Origin of the sequence: Peribacillus sp. B-H-3, assembly GCF_048572925.1 — a bacterium.
Classification (GTDB): domain Bacteria; phylum Bacillota; class Bacilli; order Bacillales; family DSM-1321; genus Peribacillus.
Genome location: NZ_CP183879.1, coordinates 3,126,813 through 3,144,150, shown reverse-complemented (window position 1 = coordinate 3,144,150; position 17,338 = coordinate 3,126,813). Strand labels below are relative to the sequence as shown.

General features: G+C 36.8%; 11 protein-coding genes, 6 pseudogenes and 1 other annotated feature. Of the genes and pseudogenes, 14 read left to right on the top strand and 3 right to left on the bottom strand.

Annotated features, from left to right (window positions below):
* The first annotated feature begins 429 nt into the window (after positions 1-429).
* The 8 genes and pseudogenes from ACN6MY_RS15635 to metG all read left to right on the top strand — a co-directional run bounded on the left by ACN6MY_RS15635 (position 430) and on the right by metG (position 9,098).
* Positions 430-858, top strand: coding sequence for a YwqH-like family protein (locus ACN6MY_RS15635; protein ID WP_419881020.1), 429 nt, complete (start codon positions 430-432; stop codon positions 856-858).
* Complete coding sequence (locus ACN6MY_RS15630; RefSeq protein ID WP_419881019.1) at positions 858-1,127, top strand: YwqI/YxiC family protein; 270 nt, start codon at positions 858-860, stop codon at positions 1,125-1,127. Before ACN6MY_RS15635 ends, ACN6MY_RS15630 begins: the two co-directional genes overlap by 1 nt.
* A 21-nt stretch (positions 1,128-1,148) precedes the next feature.
* Complete coding sequence (locus tag ACN6MY_RS15625) at positions 1,149-3,251, top strand: T7SS effector LXG polymorphic toxin (RefSeq protein ID WP_419881018.1); 2,103 nt, start codon at positions 1,149-1,151, stop codon at positions 3,249-3,251.
* Entirely contained in the window at positions 3,248-3,736 is a 489-nt protein-coding gene (locus ACN6MY_RS15620) for an SMI1/KNR4 family protein (RefSeq protein WP_419881017.1), read from the top strand. The genes ACN6MY_RS15625 and ACN6MY_RS15620 overlap by 4 nt, the downstream gene beginning before the upstream one ends.
* A gap of 787 nt (positions 3,737-4,523) precedes the next feature.
* Positions 4,524-4,956 (top strand): annotated as a pseudogene (locus ACN6MY_RS15615) (pre-toxin TG domain-containing protein); the annotation flags it as partial.
* A 137-nt stretch (positions 4,957-5,093) separates the two neighbouring features.
* On the top strand, positions 5,094-5,945 hold the full coding sequence (locus tag ACN6MY_RS15610; protein WP_419881016.1) for a hypothetical protein: 852 nt from the start codon (positions 5,094-5,096) through the stop codon (positions 5,943-5,945).
* Between the two features lie 15 nt (positions 5,946-5,960).
* On the top strand, positions 5,961-6,368 hold the full coding sequence (locus ACN6MY_RS15605; protein ID WP_419881015.1) for a hypothetical protein: 408 nt from the start codon (positions 5,961-5,963) through the stop codon (positions 6,366-6,368).
* A 771-nt stretch (positions 6,369-7,139) separates the two neighbouring features.
* Positions 7,140-7,405, top strand: a binding site (T-box leader).
* A gap of 56 nt (positions 7,406-7,461) precedes the next feature.
* Positions 7,462-9,098 (top strand): annotated as a pseudogene (gene metG / locus ACN6MY_RS15600) (methionine--tRNA ligase).
* A 378-nt stretch (positions 9,099-9,476) separates the two neighbouring features.
* Here metG and ACN6MY_RS15595 read toward each other — a convergent pair.
* Positions 9,477-9,722: pseudogene (locus ACN6MY_RS15595) on the bottom strand (IS110 family transposase); the annotation flags it as partial.
* A 1-nt stretch (position 9,723) separates the two neighbouring features.
* On the opposite strand from ACN6MY_RS15595, the pseudogene ACN6MY_RS15590 reads away from it, so the two are divergent.
* A pseudogene (locus ACN6MY_RS15590) lies at positions 9,724-10,209 on the top strand (transposase); the annotation flags it as partial.
* Positions 10,210-10,381: 172 nt separating this feature from the next.
* Here the strand turns inward: ACN6MY_RS15590 and ACN6MY_RS15585 are convergent.
* Positions 10,382-10,846 (bottom strand): VOC family protein, encoded by a 465-nt coding sequence (locus tag ACN6MY_RS15585; protein ID WP_419881014.1) that lies wholly within the window; start codon positions 10,844-10,846, stop codon positions 10,382-10,384.
* A 281-nt stretch (positions 10,847-11,127) separates the two neighbouring features.
* Here ACN6MY_RS15585 and ACN6MY_RS15580 point away from each other — a divergent pair, with 281 nt between their 5' ends.
* Positions 11,128-11,952 (top strand): DUF2785 domain-containing protein, encoded by an 825-nt coding sequence (locus ACN6MY_RS15580; RefSeq protein WP_419881013.1) that lies wholly within the window; start codon positions 11,128-11,130, stop codon positions 11,950-11,952.
* Positions 11,953-12,041: 89 nt separating this feature from the next.
* On the opposite strand, the pseudogene ACN6MY_RS15575 reads toward ACN6MY_RS15580, so the two are convergent.
* A pseudogene (locus ACN6MY_RS15575) lies at positions 12,042-12,184 on the bottom strand (IS1595 family transposase); the annotation flags it as partial.
* A gap of 225 nt (positions 12,185-12,409) precedes the next feature.
* Between ACN6MY_RS15575 and ACN6MY_RS15570 the strand changes: the two are divergent.
* The 4 genes and pseudogenes from ACN6MY_RS15570 (at position 12,410) to ACN6MY_RS15555 (ending at position 16,965) form a co-directional block, all read left to right on the top strand.
* Entirely contained in the window at positions 12,410-13,540 is a 1,131-nt protein-coding gene (locus ACN6MY_RS15570; protein WP_419881012.1) for an NADH:flavin oxidoreductase, read from the top strand.
* Between the two features lie 469 nt (positions 13,541-14,009).
* Positions 14,010-14,222 (top strand): hypothetical protein, encoded by a 213-nt coding sequence (locus ACN6MY_RS15565; protein WP_419881011.1) that lies wholly within the window; start codon positions 14,010-14,012, stop codon positions 14,220-14,222.
* A gap of 55 nt (positions 14,223-14,277) precedes the next feature.
* Positions 14,278-14,547, top strand: a pseudogene (locus ACN6MY_RS15560) (hypothetical protein); the annotation flags it as partial.
* Between the two features lie 699 nt (positions 14,548-15,246).
* On the top strand, positions 15,247-16,965 hold the full coding sequence (locus ACN6MY_RS15555; RefSeq protein WP_419881010.1) for a methyl-accepting chemotaxis protein: 1,719 nt from the start codon (positions 15,247-15,249) through the stop codon (positions 16,963-16,965).
* Positions 16,966-17,338: the final 373 nt, after the last annotated feature.

The following is a 17,338-nucleotide window of genomic DNA, read 5'->3' as shown; positions in this document are numbered from 1 at the left end:
ACAGCCCGAAAAGAGGGAACATTATGAAACGATATCATTGCTGTGCCTCATGCATTCATTTTTGCAGTGAAAGGGTAAATGGAAAAATGATGTATAGATGCTCTCGCTTGGGTTTTGAAACTAAACCTTCCTATCAGTTTACCTGCTGGACCCCAAAGGAAAAGGTAAGAAAGCTGATGGAGAAAGAAAAAGACATATGAGTGCCTGTGAACACTTTTCATTTTTTTGGAAAGGTGTTTTTTTGTGACTATTTACCCGGTTGATAGAATTGAAAAGAAGTCAAATTTCCTATTAATATAAACAACTATGTACCCTATAATGTAAAATATGGAAAAGACTGAGTTTGTTTCATTCTATTGAAAATTGATAACCCTATATGCATGTTCAATTATTCACGGAACCAAAAATTTAAGAATGAGAGGTGCCAGCATGGAAGTGACAGATTCATTGAAAGCCGCACATGATGCAGCTTCTTCTGCAATTGCAAATTTTGATGAACAAATCGCCCGGCTTAAAGCTGCAAAAGCGGATATTAATAAGGAAAAGGATACTGGTTTAACAGAAATTAAAGCAATTCTTGAACCAGATTTAGGAAAATCATGGACTGGAAAGCGATCAGAATCGTTTGAGAAAGCGAGAAAAAAAGCGCATACTACCATTTCGAATATATTGAATGACGACTATGATCAGTATATCAGTGAAATAGAAAGCAAGATTACATGGCTTGAACTGGAAAGAAATGCACTAGCTATAGCCAGTGCGGCAGTGGCAACAGCTGAAAAGGCAAGTGAAAAAGGCGAGAAGATTTATGAGGAAGTCGGCCACTATTTAAATGACTTGAGAAAGAAGGTATTTTGATGGAGATGGAAATAAAGCTGAAGCATGATGCAGTAATCAGCCAGCTGTCCAAAACAAAGACAGCTTTGGAAGCTTTAACACTAAAAACGCCAGCTGAAAATGCTGCGGGCAGTAACAAGCTGGATTTTACCAGTCATTGGCTGGAGCGTGAAGGTAACTTAGCCGAATTGTTAAAAAGCTATATGGCCATCGTCCAAAAAAATATCGAGGATACAAAAGCAGGCGTCGATTTAATGAAGCATCAGGACGAAGCGATGATAAGGAAATAAACCGGAAAGGGCACTGATAAAATGGCGGATACCAAAATCTACGAATCCAACACACTGATAGAAGCAATGGAGGAACGCGCCAAGCAATATGAAGACCTTGAAAAGCAAATCACTGCGCTTAAGAAGGAATTCGCCGCGATTGTAAAAATGGACGATGAACTTCAGGGAGAAGGCGCAAAATCGATTAAGGGATTTTATCAGGCACAAGGAGAGCTGGCGGATTCATGGCTCCGGCTGATTGGGGCCCACATCGCCTTTTTTAATGGAGTCAGCGGCTCTGCAGAAGAATTCAAGCTCTCAAAGGATACAGTCGTCATTGAACCTTTTCTCGAGGACGAGGTTTCAAACGGACTGAAAAAGTCAAAGGAAATCGTAACGGCCCAGCAGGATGATTTGAAGAAGATTTTTCATACAATAGATGATATTCTATCTTTACAGGTTTTTTCAAAAGAGACCTTTGAAGATGAAATTGATAAAGCGGATAAAAAAAGAAACAACACCATTGCAGCTGTCAATAAGTTCGATGCAAGCCTGCTGAGTGAATATGGCGTTTCCGAGAAGCAGGAAATCTATCTGATTACACTCATGGGCACACTGATGAATTCAAGCAGCAAGGGCGGCAGGGTCTCGCCGCTGTACTTTGACAGCCAAGCCTACAAAAACAGTGAAGTGCACAAGCAGATGGATGATGTCAAGAAAGCGAACAGCGATTATCTGGCATTTAAAAAAGATCAGGCAGAAGCCCGGAAACAGGCGAAAGAGCTGGAGGAACAGGCCAATCGCCCGTGGTATGAAAAAGCCTGGGACACAGCGAAGACCTTTACCGGCGAAATGACCGGATATTACGACTTTATCAGAGCGACAGAAGGCGTCGACCCTGTTACACATAAGAAACTCACGACCGCTCAGCGGGCAGCGGCCGCGGCAATGGCAGCAGCCGGATTCATCCCTGTAGTAGGGTGGGCCGGAAGAGCAGCCAAGGGCGGAAGGGCCATCTACAAAACCGCTAAGGCACTCAATGCCGCCGATCATGCCCTGGATGCCTATAAAACCTCCAAAAGCTTCAAGGTTCTTCAGCAGACCGAAAAAGGCCTCTACGGACTCACCGCTGCAAATGGCATGGGAGAGGCGATCACAGGAAGGGACTTTTTAGGAAACAAGCTGACAGAAGAACAAAAGCAGCAAAGCCTCACCCAGGCACTAACCATACTCGGACTAGGGGCAGCAGGCAAATTCATCGGCAGGAAGCCGGCGAATATCCCGTTCAACACCTACAGCAAACAATATGCCCAAACCACAGTGAAAAATGCTCAAAACACACTCCAGGAACTCGGCAAACAAATCGGAAAAGTCGATGTCCCCGTTGGCGCAAAAGTAGTAAAAATGGCCGCAAACGGCCCCATCCAGCCAAAAGTCCTTGCCATCGAAACCAAAACCCTCAGCGAAGTGAAGCAGGGTCTTGGGGAGAAACTGGCCAAGAAGAAAGTAAACCGGGAGTTGAGTGGTGGTAGTAATAGTACGGGTAAGAATGTTCACAGATCTGAAATTGATGAAGTTATTAAAAATGATTATGATATAAATGGAAACTTGATTAATAGATCTATTGTTCCTAAAGGATATGAAAGTGTCGAAGACTTTTTGAAAGTTGTAGATGAAACAACTATCAAGGAATACGGTTATGATAGTATTGATGAATTTAAAGCCGTAGTGGGGCATGTGGATGACTATTTAAATGCTTCGCCAAAGAATAATATTCTTAATAAGTCATTAGCAGGGGGGACACATGTGAAAGGCGTAAATTATGATGTATTAGGTTTTCCGATTTTTAAAGGAGACGATGTTAAATTTTCATTGAAACTACAAGAGAATTTGTTCAAAGCAACTGATGATGCCCAATTTAAAGAATGTACAAAATTATTAAATGAAGCAATTGATCAAGGTGAATTATCTAAGGAGTTATTCACTTCAAAACAACTTAGGGATATTGAAAATGGAGAAGCCAGAATAAAAGGTCTGACATGGCATCATCATCAGGTACCTGGTAAGATGCAACTAGTAGTATCTAAAACGCATAAAGTGAATCATTTAGGTGGGAATAAATTATGGGGAGATGGTATTAGATGAGTAATGTAAAATGGAGATCATGGGACGAACCAGTGACTAAAAAAGAAGTGGAGAATGTTGGAGGAACATTTGGAGTAAAATTCCCCTTAGATTATATAGAAGTTGCTATGAATTATAATGGTGCACACGTTAGCCCCGGATTATTTCAAGTTGAAGGAAAAGAAAAGGTATTTGGAACATTATTAACATATGACAATGAAGATGATGAGCATATTGTAGAAGTATTCAATGATTATAAGGATACTCTTCCAAAGAAGATATTTCCTATAGCCTTTGATCCGTCTGGAAACTTAATATGCTTTGATTTTAAAGATCATGAAGATAATCCAATTGTGGTATTTTGGGAACATGAAAATGCTGCTGAAAAAGAAATGTTAATGGAAGAAGAAGGGTTAACGGAAGAACAGGCTGAAGAACGTGCAAGAGAAAATGTATTTTACGTTGCAGCGACATTTACGGAATTTCTTGATAAGCTACATGACTAAGAATTTAAGAAATTAAACATTAAAATCAAAAGCTCATGAAGGTTGTACCATCATGGAGTTGTATAACAATATTTTGTTAAGAAAAATAAGTACGATAACTAGGCGAGAAGACTTTAATGTAATAAAGTATTTATTGTTATAGGAAACAAGCCTGGAAATTACGAAATTAAACAGGGCTCGTTGGTTTAAAGCTAGAAATAGAAATGAAGTATTTTATATAGCTAACTATAAAGCACTTGATTGCCTTTTAGGCAACAGGTGTTTTTGTTTTTTATGAGATATTTAAGCTTTGGACGACATGGATGATGCTTTACTGAAATTCATAGCTCATGAAGGTAAATACCATCATGGAGTATTGATTTTATAATTAGATTTTGTGATAAGTACGATAACTAGGCGATATAACATTTTACATGGCGGGGGTAGTTATGACAGGGAATAGCTAACAAACTAATGAGTATGACAAAGCTCGTGGCGATAAACTACTGGTAACGTGAAAGAGAGATGTAAAATTGCCTTTGCTTTTAAATTTTGGGTTGTATTTTTACAAGAGACGGTCGTATAATACTCGCTATTAAAAAGCGTTACAAAAATTAAAATTTATGCAACGGGAGGGTGAGAAATTGAACGTTCTTGGGTATATAAGAGTTTCAACAAAAGGGCAAGCGAAAGATATATACAGTTTGAAATACAAAGAAGGTGAAATTAAAATATATTGAAAAGAACAAGGCTTGAATGTTACATATTTTTGTAAACGAGCACATTATTGCAGATTTTTTGACTTCCATATGAACAAACTTGGGACACAGCGAAGACCTTAACCGGCGAAATGACCAGATATTACGACTACATCAGGACGACGACAGAAGGCGTTGACCCTGTTACACACCAGAACTGACCACAGCTCAGCGTGTTGCGGCGCTACAATGCCGCAGCCGGATTTATCCCTGTAGTAGGCTGGCAGGCAGAGCAGCAAAGGGCGGAAGGGCAATCTACAAAACCGCGAAGGTACTCAATGCCGCCGATCATGCCCTGGATGCCTATAAAACCTCCAAAAGCTTCAAGGTTCTTCAGCAGACAGAAAAAGGCCTCTACGGACTCACCGCTGCCTTTGACTGGGAGAGTCCATCACAGGAAGGGACTTTTTAGGAAACAAGCTGACAGAAGAACAAAAGCAGCAAAGCCTCACCCAGGCACTTGGCTTAATCGGACTAGGGGCAACAGGCAATTCATCGGCGGAAAGCCGGCGAATATCCCATTCAACACCTACAGCAAACAATACGCCCAAACCACAGTAAAAAATGCTCAAAAGATACTCCGGGAACTCGGCAAACAAATCGGAAAAGTCGATGTCCCAGTGGGCGCAAAAGTACTAAAAATGGCCGCAAACCGCCCCATTCAGCCAAATGTCCTTGCCATCGAAACCAAAACCCTCAGCGAAGTGAAGCGGGGTCTTGGAGAGAAGCTTGCGAAGAAGAAGGAACAGAAACAGGTTAATAAGGAGTTAAGTGGTGGTAGTGAGGGTACGGGCAAAATTGTTAATGAAGCTAGCAAAGTTAAAACTATACTTGATGGTGGTATATCCGAAAATAGTTTCAAAGCCCAAATAGGAGAAGCTTTAAAAAGACATAAATTAACATTGAGTGAATTCCAAGAATTGAAACTAAAGCATATATCAGAATTAACTAGTGATGTAGTTCATATGATAAAAGGAATAAGAGATTCGGTACCTCTAATTACAAAAGATACTCTGTTACAGAAAACAATTCCAGCTAGTGATATAGAAAAATATTTATCCGGAGATTATGCTGAAATTGGAGGATATATTGCTAAAGTTGATGACGTTGGTCATATTAAAAACTATGGTGATGTTGTTGAATCTTTCCGCCTTGACTACACTTCTTGGAATGGAAGTAGGCCTTTCCCTGAAGATGGGAATGTATACGGGAAAATTAAATTTACAACTAACAGGGCAGATAATATTGAGATCCCTTACGGAGAGCGCTTCGGAGGAACAAATACAGATGGTCCACCATGTACACTGAATGGTTTTACAGGGTCAAGAAATGGTGAATTAGTTCCTGAGTGGCAATTTGATAATAGATATTTTCCTAATAATGGAGCAGAATTATATAGAGTAACGGATGGTATTGAAAAACTAGTAGCTATATTTGATAGTGATTTAAAAGTGTTTACACCAGTCAAATAATAAGGGGGGAAATGTATGGAAAAAGGGACTTTTGCAAAATATACAAGTAAAATCTTTAGGGTCAGTAATATTGATGGAGATAGTATAAGATTAGTTAGTGAAGATAAAGTGGATTTGAACAATGGGTTTAAGGAAAAAATTTATCCTAGTAACTATAAAGATAGTGCTAACTTACCCAGGCTATATATCAAGGAAATGAATAAGGTTGAACTTGATGAAATTTATGAAGTTGATTACAAGGCAAAGTACAGAGGAAATATATATAATTTAAATTTTAATAAAGAAGGATCACAATTTAGACTAGGTACTACTAATGCGGAACTTGCAAGGCAAAATGGATTTGAACGTACAGATAAATACTACTATGAAAAAATAGTAGATCAGGATGAGATTGAAGTTTTAGAATTGATAAAAAAACTATAATGTTAAGAAATTTATTATTGATAGATAATTGAGGTTATATGCTTTTGTGTAATGATGGGACCATCGTCACCAAATGATTTGATATTACAAATAAGCTCTTTGGGATTAACGATCTCTGAAGAGCTTTTTTTCAGTGGTACGTTTCTCCTTTGATTCTCATGCATGTCTAATAGAAATAAAATCTAGGCTGAAGCTTACAAGAATACATAAAGATTTAAAAAGCATTATGAATACTTCGTGTACATTATGCTTTGGATAACACATGAATGACACAGATCGTGGCGATAAATAATTCATAACATGAAAGGATAGGCTTTTGCTATCTGGACTTATAAATTTTGGGTTGTATTTTTACTAGAGACGGTCGTAAAATACTCGCTATTCGTTTAAAAAGCGTTACACGAATTTTAATTACTGTAACGGGAAGGACTCAATATGGAAAAAAGGTTGTTGTGTTAACAAGCACATTCTTCTAGATACTCTTTTTCACTGTAATCCAGGAGATAATCTGAAACAATGTATTATTTAGTGAACATACAATAATTATTTGTTTTGAGAATCGAGTGCTCATGATGGTTATACCACTTTGCAGAACAGTCCGCGTTATCGTGTTTGGAAAAGGAAAAAAAGAAAGAGAAGTGTATTTTAATACTCGATGTAGTATCTGATATTAAGAAGAAAGAACCGATACGATGATCAACAAGCCTTGTTCGAGTTGCTTTTGATGTTGACTTATGGAAAAATATTGAATAGAATATTTGTAATTATAAAATAAAGACAATGAAGAGAAAAAGTAAAATGGATTCGTTTTTGACAGAGAGCTTCGGTAGCTGAAAAGAAGCAAAAACATTCATTTGAACAATGGTCTCTGAGTTTCGTACTGAAAATACTATTGTATTAGTAGGATACGACGAGATTTGGCACTCGTTAGCATTGTCACAGTATAAGAGTGATATTACTCAGTACTTGTTGAGGCAAATGGTGTGAATCATTTGCGAAAAAAGGTGGTACCACGGGAATTAAACCTCGTCCTTAACGTTGTTAAGGGCGGGGTTTTTTGTTTTTATTCTTATTAATTTAGGAGGTCTAAATTATGGCTGTTTTTATTGGCGGTGCGTGGCCTTACGCAAATGGTTCATTACATCTTGGCCACATTTCTAGTTTGTTGCCTGGAGATATTTTGGCAAGGTATTACCGTTTAAAAGGAGAACAGGTTTTATACGTATCAGGAAGCGATTGTAATTGTACACCAATAACAATCAGGGCAAAACAGGAAGATCTCACACCAAAGGAAATTGCTAATCGATATCATCAAGAATTTGTTGGGTGCTTTTCAAAGCTAGGGTTTTCTTATGATACTTATACAAGGACCGATACAGTGCACCACCATAAAATCGTCCAAGAGATTTTTTTGAAACTGCTTGATAAGGGACTTATCTATAAAAAGGAAATTGAGCAAACATATTGCGAATATGATCAGCAATTTTTACCTGATCGGTATGTTGAGGGAACTTGTCCAAACTGTGGAGCAACCGCCCGAGGTGATCAATGTGATAATTGTTCCACCGTTTTAGAACCGCTTGAGCTGCTTGATAGAAAATGCAAAATTTGTGATAATCCACCTACTACAAGGAAAACGCAGCATTTTTACTTTTCATTAAGTTTATTCCAGAAGGTTTTAGAAAATTATACAGAAGAGGCTAAGGACAAACATCTATGGAGAGATAATGCAAATTCATTAACCCTAAGATATTTAAAAGAAGGGTTGCAGGACCGGCCGGTTTCAAGGGATTTGCCTATTGGGGTAAGTGTTCCGGTTCCTGGATATGAAGATAAGAAAATTTATGTTTGGATTGAAGCAGTATCGGGCTATTACACTGCAGCAAGCTATGGGCAAAGGAAACTAAAAGAGATGACTCAGCTTTTTGGAATTCAAGTACCACTTCTTATTACGTACACGGAAAAGATAATATTCCTTTCCATTCAATAATATGGGCAGGGATTTTGGCCGGATTGGGAAAAGAACCTTTGCCAACTCATATAGTATCGAATGAGTATCTGACATTGGAAAAGAAGAAACTGTCCACTAGCAGAAATTGGGCTGTTTGGGTCCCTGATATTCTAAATAGATATGAACCTGATTCTATACGTTATTTTTTAACAATCAACGCTCCAGAAAGCCGAGATGCCGACTTTTCCTGGAAAGAATTCATTTATAGCCATAATAGTGAACTGTTAGGGGCTTATGGAAACTTTGTCAATAGGACGTTGAAATTCATTCAAAAGTCGTTTGATGGTGTCATCCCTGAAAAATCCGCCACTTCCACTTTTATTGAAAGAGTTAACTTATTATACGACGAAGTAGGACAATTCATTGAATCAGCATCCTTTAAGCAGGCACTGGAAAAAACATTTGAACTTGTTAGATACGCTAATAAATATTTCGATGAACAGCAACCTTGGAAACAGGTAAACGAGGATAAGGACTCTTGCCTACAAACATTAGGAAATTGCATTTACTTAATCGGAAATTTAGCGAATGTATTGACCCCGTTTCTTCCTTTTTCCAGTGAAAAGGTCAAAAGAATGTTAAATATAACTGTTGCCAGTTGGAAATCGTTTTTAATTCCACCTTATTCTATATCAAATGTTGAACCCCTTTTTGAGCGGATCGATACTTCGAAAATTGATGAAGAGTTAGATAAATTAAGCAGCAAACCGTATAATTGAAAAGAATTTTAAAAACCTTGCATATTTTCGGCTTATAGATAATTTGGGGTATTGAACACAAGCACCCATTCGTATTATAAGATCAGCCAGATATTTCTGGTTGATCATTTTTTATATCGATAGCCGGGGTAGAACGTAAGCACCCGTGGGACTAGACATAGATCCCCGTTAACTAAACAGTTCGCCCCCTGCTTGTAGAAAAACGATTGAGGCTGGTTGGGACAAAGATCCCGAATAATAAGCGAAGCTGTCACACTACAAGAAGGATTAGGGGTACCGGTTAATTTCCTAGGAGGAGGAGATTTTAGAATGAATCCAGTAATAGGTCTGGATGTCGCAAAAGGTGAAAGTCAGGTTCAAGCATACTTGGAAAAGAAAAAGCCTTTCTTGTCCCATTTCCAAAACGTTTTTAGACGTAGGATATTCTTTTAAAGTAAGCAAAGAGACGAAGGAATATAAGTCACCAAAAACACCCCTATATTCAGGAAAAACTTGATCTAAGATAGCCTGAAATTGTAATTTTGTTTGTACATAGATACCCGTAATATTATAGTGTTGTCTAGTAAGATTGCGCAAATTTAATAATTGGATGCCTCTTTTCTTATACGGCTCTACATCCTCCTTACTTTTAGAATACCAAAAACATTTATCAAGATTAGAAGCCGAGATAGATGTTTTGGCAAAAGAATTACAAGAATATAAGATAATCAATCCCTGGTATGGTGAAAAAATCGCGGCAACGATCATTTCCCAAATTGGAGAAATTGATCGGTTTAATCATCCCAAAAAGCTAGTGGCCTTTGCCGGGATTGATCCTAGGGTTTTTGAATCTGGTAGATTTAAAGGCACGGTAAACCGAATAACCAAAAGAGGATCAAGCAGACTTCGACACGCCTTATATATGGCTGTACGCTGCGCCATTCGTGATTGTCGCAAAAAGAAAACCACTGATGAGATCATCCCTCGTAACAAAAGGTTACGGGAGTTTTATGATAAAAAACGAGAAGAAGGAAAACCCTTTAAAGTCGCCGTTATAGCTTGTGCCAATAAACTTTTACAATGGATTTATACGCTTTTAAAAAGCAATACAACTTTCCAGGATACAGCTTAGATTATATGTCTAACTAAATAATGAAAAACCTTCCAAACGAATATCTAGGAAGGTTATTTGGCATGTTCTTTTTTAGTATAACATTAGAGATTTAATGTTTTAACTGAAAAATGTTGACAAACTATTAGCTGTTTAGTTCATTAAGCAAAATAAATAATTATGCCTTCTCTTTTTATAATTTACTTTTAGCTAATTCCTCCCAATCTTCAAAGGACAGCTTATCAGTAATATGTTTTAAAGCATTAGGAACTTCAACAGAACACATCATTTCCAAACTGTTACCATCAGGGTCTTCAAAGTAAACGGAAGCATTTTCTTGATATGGTCGAATAAATGGCTCAATAGATTTTCTACTACCAAATGGCACGACTTTTACTTGAATAGAATCTAACCATTTTAAAGATTCTTTTAAATTTTCATATGAAACTCGAAAAGCAATATGTCGTAAGGAAGGATGGTATGGCGTTTGATACTCATTTCCTTCCCACAAACCTAACCAACTTTTTCCTTTTTCAATCAAAAAAAAAGCAGTTTCTTCATCACGCCATGCAAGTTCCAAACCCAGCCTTTTATAAAACTCCAATGAAACATCTAAATTTTTTACTGGCAAATGTGCTTCAAATATTCCTTCTATCAAGTTCTCAACCCCTCTACAATTATGAATATATTACCAATTATAGATAAACGCATGTTTTATACAACTAATCTGCCCGTTAGTGTCAACCTTCACAAACTTATTTTTATTTTAGGCACTTTTCGTATAGATTGTTGCTTTTAAATGAGGTTAAAAAAAATTTACTTTTTATGGTAGTATGTTTACAAGAGTTTTTCCTGCTAACAAACACGTTTATACAGTATTCAATATTCAGTTACATAAAAAAGGGGATAATTATGAGGTTATCATTAGGACGTGTTTCATTGAGCGAAAGTGAACTAAAGTCTATCTTAACTGAACTTAAAAATGAAAAATGTCATTGGCAAGACGTAGATAAAACTTCCGTTTTAAAGTCGATGTTAGAGCATATTGGTTCTACGGATAGCGAACTCCGTGACCAGTTGATTTATACTTCTTTTTATAAATTAATTATTGAGAGTAATCAAATTGAAACTCAACTATTAACCGAACTCTTAGATACTTGTATGGAACTAATGTTTAAAGGTATCGGCGAAAAGGAAACCGACACCGTGTTCACAAGAGCATTTTCAACCCTTTTAGTAGCATTAATACTTAACAGGGATAATCAAGAAAATTTTTTATCCTCAAGCAAAGTAAATAGCATTAAAGAGGAGTTAATGAAGTACATTTACCTTGAGAAAGATTTAAGAGGGTATGTCGCCGGGAAAGGATGGGCTCACAGTGTCGCCCATGTAGCTGACACTTTTGAAATGTTGGTGAAGAATCCAAAGCTAGATAAAGAAGATTATCCTGAAATATTAAGAGTGTTATGGAGTAAAGTTCTTATATCAAGTAGTGTCTATGTTCACGATGAAGATGAAAGGTTATTAATCCCTATTCTTGAAATGCTAGAAAGGGGGTTGAATGCAGCAGATATAGAAGAATTACTACAACACTTACCGAATGAATTAAAAATTCAAAAGGAACAGATTGAAAAAGAAAAGTATTGGTTATTAGTATTTAATATCAAAACATTTTTAAAGAGTTTTTACATTAAAATTAACGGTAATCCTAAACTACTGCAACTTCAGAAGAAAATTGAACATAGGTTGGCAAGAATCTTTTGAGAGAGTACATTTGCGTTTTGTAATTAATCGTCATACGTTTTTGTAGAATTGAGTATAAGCCGGTTCTTATAGAATGGGCTGTATTTTATTTATACCTCACGCAAGAATTTCACTGTAATATGATTAGAATTTTGGCAGGAACTGAGCAACATTTGATTTATCTGTTCTTTTTCAGCTATTTTTTTTTGCCTTTCTCAAGAAAGCTAAACCAGTAGAGGTAATTGTCCGAATACTATGATGAAGCGAATATTACCGCCGTCCGACATTTGTTATTGGAGATACGACTATCGCGGGAGTACATTCAAAAGAAACTTTGGAACAAATAATAAAGGATGAATTGGATAAACAAAAGCCTGTTATTTTAATGGAAGGCATGGCCTGCGGTATTGACGGCTGTTAATTAATTCAACAATGGAACATACTATACATGATTTGGAATATGGAAGGAGTTTACATTATGGCAAACAAAGATTTACTGTTTGAAACGGTGACATTAGGTAGCATAACACTAGACAATCGGGTGGGTGTTGCCCCAATGACACGAACAAGTGCTACACCAGAAGGAGTAGCGACTGACCAAATGGTTGATTATTATGCGAAATTTGCTCGGGGGGGATTTGGTTTAATCATAACCGAGGGAACATATCCAGATAATACTTATAGTCAAGGGTATTTTGATCAACCCGGTATCATAGACAACGAACAAGTAAAGGCTTGGAAGAAGGTTACGGATGCTGTTCATCAAGAGGGTGGGAGAATATTTGTTCAATTGATGCACGCGGGTGCCTTATCTCAAGGAAACCGATTTGTAAGTGACACGTTAGGACCATCAGCAGTTCAACCAAAAGGACAGCAAATGAAAGTTTATGGTGGGGATGGAACATTCCCATTACCAAAAGAAGCGACAAAGGAGGATATTACGGAGATAATTAAAGGGTTTGTTGAGGCATCAAAGAATGCTAAAGAGGCTGGTTTTGATGGAATTGAAATTCACGGGGCCAATGGGTATATCCTTGATCAGTTCTTGACGGATTATACAAATAAAAGAACTGATGAATATGGTGGAACTACAGAAAATCGTGTTCGTTTATTGGTGGAAGTTTCAAGTGTAGTGCGTGAAGTAGTTGGAAAGGAATATCCAATTGGTATTAGAATTTCTCAGGGGAAAATAAATGACTATTATCATAAGTGGGCCGATAAAGAAAAAGATGCCGAAATTATTTTTGGTCAGTTAGGACAAGCAGGACTAGATTTTATCCATGTAACAGAATTTGAAGCATGGCAACCTGCATTCCCTGAAGGTGAAGGAACAGACGCAACAGATTCAGCCTTTGGAGATGGACCTACTCTTGCAGCGTTAGCTAAAAAGTATGGCAAATTACCTGTTATCGCAAACGGGAGCCTTCATGACCCCAAAAAAGCAAAAGAGATTATAGAAAAAGGTGAAGCAGATGTTATCACTTTAGGTCGTGGAGCTCTTGCCAACGATGACTGGGCAAATAAAGTGAAAAATGGAGAACAACCAGAAGAATTTGTACCGGAAAAAGTATTAAGTCCAAATGCTAAAATTAAAGAATTTGAATTTTGAATATTCTCCATCAACTGTGCTTACTTGAAAAAGCCAAATTAAAAAGTTGATTCCTGTAGTTTAAGGAATCAACTTTTTTAAGTTTAAATTGCTTAGCGTCTAAAATTTTCAAAATGTTGGCGTTACCGCATTAAGAAAAATAGAATTTGATCCATATTTTCAGATGAAGGAATAAGAGGTGGCAAATTCAATGAAGAAGCATGGAAATAGACAGGGTGGGCTTACAGAAGATGTTGGCTCACCTTTCGTCTGTCTAAATTGATTTTTGGTAGTGCTGAACACAAGCTGAATATGGAGGTCAGATATTGTTAAGGTACTAATTCACTGATGAAGAGTATTTAGTTGATCCTAGACTTGTAGTTGCAATGAATTTTAAAGGTAAAGCTATTTCAGGAACTAATGATGCAGGCTGGGAGAGAAATGCAAAAAAATTTTAATACATTACTTAAAAGTAATCCAGAGTTTTAAAGTGCCGACAATACGACTTGATAAAGAGAGGTCGAGTTCAATTGTTGATGAACAATTTATAAAACATTTTCCACAGTATAAGAGGTATATAAAAGATCCCATGAGGCATCACCATATAGGAGAAGGTGGTCAAGCTGTAGCTTTACCAATAAGCTTCCATCCCAGTTATGTTGGTATTCATAGAAAAGGAATGGGGAATCACTGGTATAGATGATGAAATTTCAACTAGATTAGAAACTTTTATAAATAATTTAAGAGGTGAGAAGACGATACTACCAGAAGAATTTAATGATAAATGGGATGTTAACAAAGATGGCCCACCAATTATATTTAATAAAAAAATTTAATGAGCGCAAATTTTTTGGATGAAGTGAAGAGGTATTTTTCTATATATGCCAGAAAAGTTACAAAAATATTATTATTTGGGATCAACTGGTTCTGGCGATCCGATATGTATTATTGAGAAACAAGAAAATATAGTGTCTCTTAATAATAGTGATAATTATAAAGAAGTATTTTTTAATTCTTCTATAAATCAAATAATTATTTATAAATAAACGGGTAAAATTGATTAAAGAAAATAGATAGAAAAACTATAATAACAGCTTCAGCCAGTAAAGCCCAAGGTTCTTCAGCAGACCGAAAAAGGCATCTACGGGCTCACCGCCGCCTTTGACTGGGAGAGGCCATCACAGGAAGGGACTTTTTAGGAAACAAGCTGACAGACGAACAAAAGCAGCAAAGCCTCACCCAGGCACTCAGCATAATCGGACTTGGGGCAGCAGAGAGATTCATCGGCAGTAAGCCAGCGAATATCCCATTCAACACAAACAATACGCCCAAGCCACAGTGAAAAATACTTCAAAGACACTCCAGGAAATAGGCAAACAGATCGGAAAAGTGGATGTCCCAGTTGGAGTAAAGGATTTTGCACATTTATACAAATAATTCTTTAATATTATTGTTAGAGACCGATATATTGATAAGAGATATTAGAATAACTATTTTTATCAAAAAAATACCAATTGATAGTATTTCTAATTGTTATTAATTATGCAAACAGATTAGATGATCTTATATGCTCCATTGTTGGGTCATTTTATTTGAGGGATATGGAAAATTCAATCTCATTTTCCGTTGGTAGCAGGACCAAAAAGTTGTTCATAATGTAAATCACATATGGTGGTTTCTTGAAGGTCAACTGAGATAAAACATTCGGGAAAGTAAGGGATATGAGCATGAAATGGTTTATTAATCTTAAAACTTCAGTAAAATTAATTTCATCATTTGTATTAATGAGTATTATTCTAGGCGCCGTTGGGATTTATGGTTTAACAAACTTAAGCAAATCAAATGAAAATCTAAATTTCATGTATAAAGAACAAGTTATTCCTATTAGTAAACTAGGTTCTACTGAAACTGCGTATCAGAGAATCAGAGTAAACATTCGTGATTTAGTTATGGTGGCAAAAACACCTGAAAAGAAAGATGAGTTCCAGAAAACAATAAGAGAAGTACAAAAGGAAATTCAAGACAACATTCATTTTTATGAAAATACTACAACTATGTTACCTGGAGAGCAAAAGCGTCTGGATGCTTTGAAGCCTGCCTTGGATGATTATTATACCTATTTAGAAGCTGCAATTAAATTGGGGTATAGCAATGATATAAACGGCTATTTGAAAATGGCTCCTGATTTTAAAGCTTCAGGGGATAAGGTTCAAAATGGTTTAAGGGACTTAATTAAATTTAACATTGATTTGAGTAAAAAGTCTGCCGATGATTCTGATGCATTTTACAGTTCTGCTCGTTCTGCCACAATTACTATTATCATAATTGCGGTATTATTCAGTATAATTTTTGGATATATACTTTCCCAGTTAATTGCAAGACCTCTTAAAAGGGTTGTTGATTTAGTAGGTGATGTAGCACAGGGGGATTTAACTAAAACAACGGATATCTTTAGCAAAGATGAAGTTGGAGTTTTGGCTAACTCTATTAATAACATGATATTGGATTTGCGTAAAACAGTTGGAAGCATCGTTCAGTCTGCTGAAAGTGTTGCTGCTTCTTCTCAACAAATTTCAGCTACAACTGAAGAAATAGCAAGCGGTGCGTATACTCAGGCAAATGATGCTCAGAGAATCACTGAATTATTTGCGGAGATTTCAAACGGTGCTGAAGGCCAATCAAAGGATTCACAAAAAATGGCGCAACTTTTCAAGGAGTTAAACATAGTAATAGATTCAGTTGCTAAGAAGGCAAAAGAAACCGCAATAATAGGAGAGGCTTTAGCCGAACAATCAGAAAATGGCAGCGTAGTTGTTAAAACTTCTATTGATGGAATGATAGGGGTAAGTGAAAAGATGTTTCTGCTTGAAAAGGATGCAAACAAGATTGGGGATATTATCAAGGTAATAGACGGTATTTCCAGTCAGACAAATCTGTTGGCGTTGAACGCAGCAATTGAAGCAGCACGTGCAGGTGAAAAAGGCAAAGGTTTCGCCGTTGTAGCAGATGAGGTACGTCAACTTGCAGAAAAAAGCAGCGAGGCAACTAAGGAAATTTCAGAGATTATAAAAGGTATTCAGTACAGTACAAAAAGTAGTGTTAAAGCAGTAAAAGAAGAGGTAGATAACTCTCATAAAACTGGGATAGCATTCAACACTATCGCAAATATGGTTGGTCAGGTTTCTGCAAAAGTAGCAGAAATACGATCAGCAAGTGATAAGCAGTCAGCGCAGTCAACAGAAGTTATGAAGTCAATCGAAAACATTGCTTCAGCTAGTGCAAACCAGTCTGCACAATCCGCCGAGGCTATGAAAGCAGTTGAAAGTATAGCAGGTGCTAGTGAAGAATCGGCGGCAGCAAGCGAACAAACTGCGGCAACATCACAATCATTGGCTAATTTAGCGGAAGAGTTAAATGATTCGGTTTCTACCTTTAAAATAAAATAACAGAAATAAATATAGGGAATTTTTGAGAAGGGGGTAACTTTACTCCCCTTTTCGTTGTTTACTTCTTATTTAAAAATACATGGAAAACATATTAAACCAAGGGACTCGCGGCATCACTGGCCCAGATACAGCATTGTAAGAGCAAAAAGACTTACCAGCCACCTTGCTTTAATTATGCTGATATCAAAGAAATTAGCAATGGAAGGTAATAAACCCATAACGCCTATTTCAGTATTTAAGATGCCAAGACACCTATGGTTAATATGCAAATCAGCATCCTATTCCGCTTTTCAAAAAACACAACTCCTATCGAAAAATTTTACCAGTAAAAAAATCACCCCCAAAGAAAAAGGGGGTGATTTTCTAATAATCT

Coding starts and splice junctions, on each gene's coding strand:
- ACN6MY_RS15635 (WP_419881020.1), top strand. CDS start 430: ATGGAAGTGACAGATTCATTGAAAGCCGCACATGATGCAGCTTCTTCT.
- ACN6MY_RS15630 (WP_419881019.1), top strand. CDS start 858: ATGGAGATGGAAATAAAGCTGAAGCATGATGCAGTAATCAGCCAGCTG.
- ACN6MY_RS15625 (WP_419881018.1), top strand. CDS start 1,149: ATGGCGGATACCAAAATCTACGAATCCAACACACTGATAGAAGCAATG.
- ACN6MY_RS15620 (WP_419881017.1), top strand. CDS start 3,248: ATGAGTAATGTAAAATGGAGATCATGGGACGAACCAGTGACTAAAAAA.
- ACN6MY_RS15605 (WP_419881015.1), top strand. CDS start 5,961: ATGGAAAAAGGGACTTTTGCAAAATATACAAGTAAAATCTTTAGGGTC.
- ACN6MY_RS15570 (WP_419881012.1), top strand. CDS start 12,410: ATGGCAAACAAAGATTTACTGTTTGAAACGGTGACATTAGGTAGCATA.
- ACN6MY_RS15555 (WP_419881010.1), top strand. CDS start 15,247: ATGAAATGGTTTATTAATCTTAAAACTTCAGTAAAATTAATTTCATCA.